This window comes from Aeromonas allosaccharophila (genome assembly GCF_000819685.1).
GTDB classification, from domain to species: Bacteria; Pseudomonadota; Gammaproteobacteria; order Enterobacterales; family Aeromonadaceae; genus Aeromonas; species Aeromonas allosaccharophila.
In genome coordinates this window covers 24,515-33,456 of sequence record NZ_CDBR01000012.1, presented here as the reverse complement: position 1 = coordinate 33,456, position 8,942 = coordinate 24,515, and the positions used below count along the sequence as shown (strand labels likewise).

8 protein-coding genes are annotated in these 8,942 nt (G+C 62.4%); 1 reads left to right on the top strand and 7 read right to left on the bottom strand.

Going from position 1 to position 8,942, the window contains the following annotated elements:
- Positions 1–75: 75 nt before the first annotated feature.
- Together ompA and BN1115_RS02350 are read right to left on the bottom strand one after the other, a co-directional pair.
- Positions 76–1,170 (bottom strand): porin OmpA, encoded by a 1,095-nt coding sequence (ompA, locus tag BN1115_RS02355; RefSeq protein WP_042655901.1) that lies wholly within the window; start codon positions 1,168–1,170, stop codon positions 76–78.
- Between the two features lie 125 nt (positions 1,171–1,295).
- Positions 1,296–1,862, bottom strand: a complete 567-nt coding sequence (locus tag BN1115_RS02350; RefSeq protein WP_042655900.1) for a TetR/AcrR family transcriptional regulator — start codon at positions 1,860–1,862, stop codon at positions 1,296–1,298.
- A gap of 76 nt (positions 1,863–1,938) precedes the next feature.
- Here BN1115_RS02350 and BN1115_RS02345 point away from each other — a divergent pair, with 76 nt between their 5' ends.
- Entirely contained in the window at positions 1,939–2,391 is a 453-nt protein-coding gene (locus BN1115_RS02345; protein ID WP_042655905.1) for an HPP family protein, read from the top strand.
- Positions 2,392–2,434: 43 nt separating this feature from the next.
- On the opposite strand, the gene ilvA is transcribed toward BN1115_RS02345, so the two are convergent.
- The 5 genes from ilvA to ilvG form a co-directional block, all read right to left on the bottom strand.
- Positions 2,435–3,955, bottom strand: coding sequence for a threonine ammonia-lyase, biosynthetic (ilvA, locus tag BN1115_RS02340; RefSeq protein ID WP_042655899.1), 1,521 nt, complete (start codon positions 3,953–3,955; stop codon positions 2,435–2,437).
- 3 nt (positions 3,956–3,958) lie between these two features.
- Positions 3,959–5,800, bottom strand: coding sequence for a dihydroxy-acid dehydratase (ilvD, locus tag BN1115_RS02335; RefSeq protein WP_042655898.1), 1,842 nt, complete (start codon positions 5,798–5,800; stop codon positions 3,959–3,961).
- Positions 5,801–5,943: 143 nt separating this feature from the next.
- Positions 5,944–6,888: a branched-chain amino acid transaminase gene (locus BN1115_RS02330; protein ID WP_042655897.1), complete on the bottom strand. Its 945-nt coding sequence runs from the start codon at positions 6,886–6,888 to the stop codon at positions 5,944–5,946.
- 12 nt (positions 6,889–6,900) lie between these two features.
- Complete coding sequence (ilvM, locus tag BN1115_RS02325) at positions 6,901–7,179, bottom strand: acetolactate synthase 2 small subunit (protein WP_042655896.1); 279 nt, start codon at positions 7,177–7,179, stop codon at positions 6,901–6,903.
- Positions 7,176–8,822: an acetolactate synthase 2 catalytic subunit gene (ilvG, locus tag BN1115_RS02320; RefSeq protein WP_042655895.1), complete on the bottom strand. Its 1,647-nt coding sequence runs from the start codon at positions 8,820–8,822 to the stop codon at positions 7,176–7,178. Before ilvG ends, ilvM begins: the two co-directional genes overlap by 4 nt.
- Between the last annotated feature and the right edge of the window lie 120 nt (positions 8,823–8,942).

Here is an 8,942-nt window from a genome sequence, read left to right as displayed (position 1 = left end):
CGTAATTGGGACAGCGCCATAAGAAACGGGAGGCCAAGCCTCCCGTTTTTACATTTATTGCTCCCGTCGCTCTGCTTATTGGACAGGCTGGGAAACCCCTTCCAGATGGATTTCCACCCGGCGATCCGGTGCCAGACAGGCGATCAGCTCCTGCTTGGAGCGACTGGCACAGCTGCTGCCAGTGACCGGATTGGCCTTGCCACGTCCCTCGACCCGTACCTTGTCGGCATACAAGCCTTTGGATACCAGATAGCTGGCCACGCTCTGGGCCCGCTTCTCGGAGAGGGCCAGGTTGTAGTTGTCGGAACCGATGCGGTCGGTATAACCGATGACAGTTGCGACACCATCTTTCGGATTGGCCGCCACAATCTGGCTGAACAGGGCATCGAGCGCCTGATTGGCAGCCGGTTTCAGGGTCGCCTTGTTGAACTCGAACAGCACATCGGAACTCAGGCTGAAGGTCTTGGGCGCCACCACGACCGCAGGGGCCGGTTCAGCAGCCGGAGCTGGCGCAGGTGCGGCAACCTCGCCCCCTTGCTGGCCGAAGCGATAGAGCATGCCGAACGAGATCAGACCGTTATCCAGCTCGATGCCGGAGCGATCGAGCGAGGTATCGCCCAGCGGCGTGGTGTACTGGTACTCCAGACGGGCAGCCCAGTCACGATCGATGGTGTACTCGGCACCCAGCGCCCCGACGAAGGCGGCACCATGCTTCTTGCCAGTCTCGCTGACATTGGCGAAGCTGATTTCATTTTCAGTCCAGGCATAAGCACCGCCCAGCCGACCATAAAGATCGAGCACATTGGTGGCCGGGAAGCTGATCTTCATGGTGGCCTGAATCATCTGGCCTTTGGCTTCGGTATTGAGGGTATTGCTACCAGTCCCCGCCTTGCCCTCATATTTACCAAGCCAGTCATAACCCAGCTCGAAGCCCAGATTGGGGTTGAGCTGGTAACCGGCGAACAGGCCCAGTCCCAGATCATCCGTGTTCTCGCTGGTATTGCCCAGGGATTGGGAAATCGCCTCGGCATACTCGTTGTGATCAACACCGTAATAGTTCGACCAACCAGCCTTGCCACCGACATACCAGGTATTGTCCTGAGCGGCGGCCTGCACGGCCCCGGCCGCCAGCAAACCACTGACCAATACCGCAAGCATGGATTTATTCATATGTTCGCCTCTGCAATAAGTCGTTATGGGCGCCTGAGTGCGCACTATCCCTGTGTGAAGCCGTCAGGCGGCCTCTCCGTCAATCAGGGTATCCCATCCGAACGCAGCCTCAAATGACCAGCAGCTCAGGAGTGTGAAGCGGCCTGCATTATCGCGGCATCGTCGGCCAAAATGGTCTTTGCCAGCATTCTGGCCTGCTCCAGAGCCAGCGGCTGCTGATAGCAGTGGGCCATCACGATCGCCCCCTCCAACAGCAGGCAAAGCCCGGTGGCCTGAGCCAGAGAGCACTCGAGCTGGTTTATCACCCAGCCCAACAACGCCTGCTTGTGTGACATCACCAGTTTGCGCACCGGATGTCGCGGGTCGGCAAACTCGGCACTGGCGTTGATAAAGTTGCAGCCATAGAAATCAGTGCGGCCAAACCACTCTGCGAAGCCATCGAACAGCGCCTGCAGGCGAGCTTCACGTCCGCTCACACCGGCCAGCCGCTGGTCGAGCAGGGCGAAGAACTCCCGGTCACGAGCGAGCAGCACCTCCTCAATCAAGGCATCCTTGGTCGGGAAGTGGCGATAGAGGGTGCGTTTGGTACTCCCCGCCTCGGCCCAGATGCGATCTATGCCGGTGGCATGAAAGCCATGACGGTTGAACAGACGGTAGGCCGTCGCTACCAGTTGTTGACGCTTCTCGCTCATCATTTGCCTCTTGAAGTACACCGATCTGTCTACCTAATGTGCCTAATCAGTTCTGGCAAACCAAGAGGAAAAGATGATGACGAAATGGTATGGCCCGTTATGGGCAGGTGTGGGCGCCGCACTCACCATCGGCATGTTGGGATGGCTCAATCTGAGCTGGCATGTCGCGCTAGTCATGGCACCTTTCGGGGCCAGCTGTGTGTTGTTGTTTTCCCTGCCAGATAGTCTGCTGGCGCGCCCCAAAAACGTGCTGGGTGGTCACCTGCTGACGGCCTGCGTCGGACTGGTTATCGGCCTGCTTCCGCTCCCCGCTGAAGTGCAGATGGCTCTGGCAACCGGGCTGGCCATCGCCCTGATGCAGGGACTGAATATCCTCCATCCTCCGGCGGGCGCCAATCCCTTGCTGATCCTGATGACAGGACAAGAGCCAGCCTTCCTGTGGCAAACGGTGCTACCCGGCACCCTGCTGTTGATGGCGCTGGCCTACGGATTTCAATGGCTCAGACAAAAGTGGCCAATTGCAGCCTAAAAACAGAGGGAGGCCAACGCCTCCCTCCTTCTTCATCGCGCCATCAACTGGCCAGAAAAAGCCGGTAGGCAGGGTCGTCGCTCACCTCTTTCCAGCCGTAGCCAATTTCGTGCAGGTAGTCGTGGAAGGCCGCAACGTCCTCATCCGGCAGCTCGAAGGCGCAGAGCACGCGGCCGTAGTCGGCACCGTGGTTGCGGTAGTGGAACAGGCTGATGTTCCAGCGACAGCCGAGAGTCTCGAGGAAGCGCATCAAAGCGCCCGGCTGCTCCGGAAACTTGAAGCTGTAGAGGCGTTCGCCGAGGGGCCGGGCCGGGCGGCCGCCAATCATGTAGCGCACGTGGTTCTTGGCCAGCTCGCTCTCGGTCATGTTGACCACCGGATAGCTGTTGCCGCCGAGCTGATCGATGATCTGGCCGAGCTCCTCGTCACCGCCGGTGAGGCGCACCGAGACAAACAGCGAGGCCTGCTCGGCATCGGCGTAGCGGTAGTTGAACTCGGTCACCATGCGGGGCCCGAGCTGACGGCAGAAATCGAGGAAGGCCCCTTTGCGCTCGGGGATGGTCACCGCCAGCATGCCCTCGCGCTTCTCGCCGATCTCGCAGCGCTCCGACACATAGCGCAGGCTGTGGAAGTTGACGTTGGCACCGGACAGAATGGCCGCCATCCGGCCACCCTTGACCTGCTCCCGCTCGCTATAGGCTTTCAGACCCGCCAGCGACAGGGCCCCCGACGGCTCGGCGATGGCGCGGCAGTCGTCGAAGATATCTTTCAGCGCGGCGCAGATCTGGTCGTTGGAGACGGTCACCACCTCGTCCAGATACTGGTTGCACAGGCGGAAGGTCTCCTCGCCGATGCGTCTGACCGCCACCCCGTCGGCAAACAGCGAAACCCGCTCCAGATTGACCGGCTCGCCCGCCGCCATGGCCGCCTTGAGGCAAGCAGACCCTTCAGCCTCCACCCCGATCACCTTCACATCAGGCAGCAGTTGCTTGATATAGACCGCCACCCCGGCGGCCAGACCGCCGCCGCCCACCGGCACGAAGACGTGGGTGAGGTGAATGTCCTGATCCAGCAGCTCCTTGCCGATGGTGCCCTGCCCGGCGATCACCTCGACGTCGTCAAACGGCGGGATCAGGGTGTAACCCTCCAGCTCGGCGAGGCGGCGGCTCTCGGCATAGGCCTCGTCGAAGCTGTTGCCAAACAGCATGACGTTACCGCCCTGACGGCGCACCGCATCGATCTTGATGTCCGGCGTAGTCTTGGGCATCACGATGATCGCCTTGATGCCGAGCTTGGCGGCAGACAGGGCGACGCCTTGCGCGTGGTTGCCCGCAGAGGCGGCGATGACGCCGTGATCCTTCTGCTCCTGAGTCAGGGTGGCAATCTTGTGATAGGCGCCGCGCAGCTTGAAGGAGTGGACCGGTTGCAGATCCTCCCGCTTCAGGCTGACATGGTTGCCGAGCCGCTCGGACAATTTTTTAAGGGTCTGCAAAGGGGTAACTCGCGCCGCCTCGTAGACGGGGGAGAGCAGCACCTTGCGTAGATAATCCGCCGCAGAGACCATGATTTATTCCCCCAACATCGAGCGATCGCGCACCGCACCTTTATCGGCGCTGGTGGCGAACATGGCATAGGCGCGCAGGGCAAAGGAGACCTGACGCTGACGATCGAGCGGCTTCCAGCCACGAGCCTCGACGGCAACGCGGCGGGCGGCCAGCACGCTGTCGGCCACCTCCAGCACCATGCTGCGGGCCGGGATATTGATGCTGATGATGTCGCCATCCTCCACCAGACCGATAGTGCCGCCAGAGGCTGCTTCCGGCGAGACGTGACCGATGGAGAGGCCCGAGGTACCGCCGGAGAAACGGCCGTCGGTAATCAGGGCGCACGCCTTGCCCAATCCCATGGATTTCAGATAGGTAGTGGGGTAGAGCATCTCCTGCATACCCGGGCCCCCTTTCGGCCCTTCGTAGCGGATCACTACTACCTCGCCCGCTTTCACGGTGCCGTCGAGGATACCGTTCACCGCACTCTCCTGACTCTCGAACACCCGGGCCGGGCCACGGAAGGTGAGGTTCTCCTCATCCACCCCGGCGGTCTTGACGATGGCGCCGTTGAGCGCGAGGTTGCCGGAGAGCACGGCGAGGCCGCCCTCTTGGCTGTAGGCATTTTCCAGCGAGCGGATGCAGCCTTCGGCGCGGTCCAGATCCAGCTCCGGCCAGCGGCAATCCTGACTGAAGGCCTTGGTGGTGCGGATCCCGGCCGGGCCAGCGCGGTAGAAGTCCACCACATTCTGACTCGGCTGGCGGCTGACATCATATTCATTGAGCTGTTCGACGAGGGAGCAACCCAGCACGGTACGGGTATCGCCGTGTACCAGACCCGCCTTTTCCAGCTGACCCAGAATCGCTACCACGCCACCGGCACGGTGCACATCTTCCATATGGTACTTCTGGGTGGAGGGCGCCACCTTGCAGAGCTGGGGCACCTTGCGCGACATGCGGTCGATGTCGGCCATGGTGAAGTCGACGCCTGCCTCCTGCGCCGCTGCCAGCAGGTGCAGCACGGTATTGGTGGAGCCACCCATGGCGATGTCGAGCGCCATGGCATTCTCGAACGCCGCCTTGGTGGCGATATTGCGCGGCAGGGCGCTCTCGTCATCCTGCTCATACCAACGCTTGGCCAGGGTGACGATGCGCTGACCCGCCAGCTTGAACAGCTGCTCGCGGTCGCTGTGGGTCGCCAGCATGGAGCCGTTACCCGGTTGGGAGAGACCGAGCGCCTCGGTCAGACAGTTCATGGAGTTGGCGGTAAACATGCCGGAGCAGGAGCCGCAGGTGGGGCAAGCGCTGCGCTCCACCTGCTCGCTCTGGGCGTCGGAGACCTTGGGATCGGCGCCCTGGATCATGGCGTCCACCAGATCCAGCTTGATGATCTGATCGGAGAGCTTGGTCTTGCCCGCTTCCATCGGGCCGCCAGAGACGAAAATGACCGGGATGTTGATGCGCAGGGCGGCCATCAGCATCCCCGGGGTGATCTTGTCACAGTTGGAGATGCAGACCATGGCATCGGCGCAGTGGGCGTTGACCATGTACTCCACCGAGTCGGCAATCAGCTCCCGCGATGGCAGGGAGTAGAGCATGCCGCCGTGGCCCATGGCGATGCCGTCATCCACGGCTATAGTGTTGAACTCTTTGGCGACCCCGCCGGCGGCTTCGATCTCGCGCGCCACCAGCTGGCCCAGATCCTTGAGATGGACGTGGCCCGGCACAAACTGGGTGAAGGAGTTGACCACGGCGATGATGGGTTTGCCGAAATCCTGATCGGTCATTCCGGTGGCACGCCACAGGGCGCGCGCCCCGGCCATGTTACGTCCGTGGGTGGTGGTGGCGGATCTCAACTTCGGCATTGTCTCTACTCCCTGATTGCCCATATGGGCTCGCTGCATTATTCGATGATGATAAAAGTGGATCGGAATCGATCCTGGTGAAGGCACCTCGGGGAGCCTTCACCGGAAGCGACTCGGGGAGACGTGATGCCTCCCCGCTCTCATCAGTCGTTGACTGGGGTCAACCAGCCCCACTTGTCTTCGGTCTGGCCGTTGAACAGGCCGAAGAAGGCGTTCTGCAGCTGCTCGGTCACCGGGCCACGGCTGCCAGCGCCCACCTTCATCCGATCGACGGAGCGCACCGGGGTCACCTCGGCGGCGGTGCCGGTCATGAAGATTTCGTCCGCCACATAGAGCGCCTCGCGGGGCAGCGCCTGCTCGCGCACCTCATAGCCCAGATCGCGGGCCAGGGTCATGATGGTGTCACGGGTGATGCCGGGCAGGATGGCGGCAGTGGCTGGCGGGGTGAACAGCACACCGTTCTTCACCAGGAACAGGTTCTCCCCCGCCCCTTCGCTCAGATAGCCGTTCACGTCCAGCGCCAGTCCCTCGGCAAAACCGTTGCGCTTGGCCTCACGGCTGATCAGCTGGGAGGAGAGATAGTTACCACCCGCCTTGGCACCGGTGGGAATGGTGTTGGGTGCGAGCCGGTTCCAGGAGGTGACGCACACATCCACCCCATTTTTTAGCCCTTCTTCTCCCAGATAGGCGCCCCATGGCAGGGCTGCGACAATCAGATCAGCCTTGGCATCCAGCGGCGGATGCAGCCCCAGCCCCACGTTGCCGACAAAGGCCAGCGGGCGCAAATAGCCGCTCTTCAAGCCGTTCTCGCGCACCACGGTGCGGCAGGCTTCGTTCACTTCGGCCTCGCTGTAGGGGACGTCCATCCAGTAAATCTTGGCGGAGTCGAACAGGCGGCGGGTGTGCTCCTGCAGACGGAAGATGCAGGTGCCCTTGGGGGTGTCGTAGGCACGCACACCCTCGAACACCGAGGAGCCGTAGTGCAGGGCGTGGCTCATGACGTGCACCTGGGCATCTTGCCAGGGCACCAGTGTGCCGTTGAACCAGATGTACTTGGGTTGAGAGGCGGATTGGGAAGGCTGTGACATTGGCTTTGCTCCTTAAGCTCTGATCCGGGGTTGCTGTTCCAGTGCATCGACCCGGGAGACGTCCACCAGCTTCACCAGCTGGCTCCACAACTGCTGGATGGGACGCACCGACTCGACAGTAACCGTGATCCGCAGCTGTTGGCAATCCTGCTCCATGTTGAGGGCGCAGAGATTGAAGCCGCGGTGGCGCACCACCCGCAGCACCCGCTCCATCACTTCTGGTCTGGGCTGGGCGTGGATATGCAAGGTGTGCAGTGCAAATACTGGCTGGGCAAGGGTGTGCGGGTTCATGGGCGTTGCTCCATCATCTTGTGGTTGGCGACTCCCGGCGGAACCAGGGGCCAGACGTTTTCTTCCTCTGAAATAGCCACATGCAGCAGATAGGCGCCTTCGCACTCAAGCAGGCGATCGAGGGCACCGGCTATCTGCTCCTTGCATGTGATGGTCTCGCCCGGAATGCCAAAGGCGGCGGCCAGGGCGACGAAATCGGGGTTGTCGGAGAGGATGGTCTCGCTGTAGCGGCCGTCGAAGAACAGCTCCTGCCACTGGCGCACCATGCCGAGGCGCTGGTTGTCCAACAGCACCATCTTCACCTTGAGCTGGGCGCGGCGGATGGTGCCAAGCTCCTGCACGTTCATCATGAAAGAGCCATCGCCGCTCACCAGCACCACTTCATCCTCTGGGCGCGACATCTTGGCGCCGATGGCGGCAGGCAGACCGAACCCCATGGTACCGAGACCGGCGCTGGAGAGGTGGTTGCGCGGGCTGGTGAAGCGCATGTGCTGGGCCACCCACATCTGGTGCTGACCCACGTCGCAGGCGACCACGCTGGTCTCCGGCAACCTGGCGGAGAGCTGCTTGAGCAGGGCCGGAGCGTAGATGGCCTGACCCGGATGGTCGTAGCGAAAGGCATATTCGCGGGCCATGGCGGCGCAGTGTTCACGCCAGGGGTCGATGTCGAGAGTCATGGCGAGGGCGGGCAACACCCGCTTGAGATCCGTGGTGATCCCTACCTCGGCAGCGCGGCGCTTGCCGAACTCGGCGGCGTCCACATCCAGATGGATTACCCTGGCCTCGGGAGCGAACTCCTCCAGCTTGCCGGTCACCCGATCATCGAAACGGGCGCCCACCACCAGCAACAGATCGCACTGCTGTACCGCGTAGTTGGCAGCCTTGGTGCCGTGCATGCCGAGCATGCCCAGATAAACGGGGCTGTCGGGGTCGAGCGCGCCGATCCCCTTGAGGGTGGTGACCGCAGGCATGCCGGTAACGGCGGCAAGGTCGCGCAACTGCTGCTCGGCATTGGCCATGCCCACTCCGCCACCGACGTAGAGCACCGGACGCTCGGCGGTGGCAATCAGGGTGCGGGCTGCGGCCAGCTCGGAGGGGGTGAGCGCCTCCGGCTCTTCCACCGCAAACAGCGGGCTCTGGGGCGGCACTGCAGCAAGTTGCACATCCTTGGGAAAATCGATCAGCACAGGGCCCGGACGCCCTTCGGTGGCGATGGCGAAAGCCTCTGCCAGCACGCGCCCCAGATCGGCGGCATCGGTCACCATGAAAGAGTGCTTAGTGCAGGAGAGGGACATGCCGAGCACGTCGACCTCCTGAAACGCATCAGTGCCGATGGCGGAACAGGGCACCTGACCGCTGATGGCCACTAGCGGCACCGAATCGAGCAGCGCCTCCGCCAGACCGGTCACCAGATTGGTGGCGCCGGGGCCAGAGGTGGCGATACAGACCCCCACCTGACCGGAGGCGCGGGCATAACCGACCGCCGCCATGGCAGCACCCTGCTCGTGGCGGCAGAGCTGATGGGCCAGACCACCGTCATACAGGGCATCGTAGACCGGCATGATGGCCCCGCCCGGGTAACCAAACACCTGGGTCACACCCTGTTTCTTGAGAGCCTGTACCAAAAACTGCGCGCCGTTCATGTGGAAAATCCTGTCCTTTGGTCGAAAAAAAACCCCCGAGCTGTGAGGCTCGGGGGTCGCTTGTTTCGTTCTGTCCGGTGGTGGGTCTATCCCTTGTTCCGTGCAGCTAAACGAGCCCCG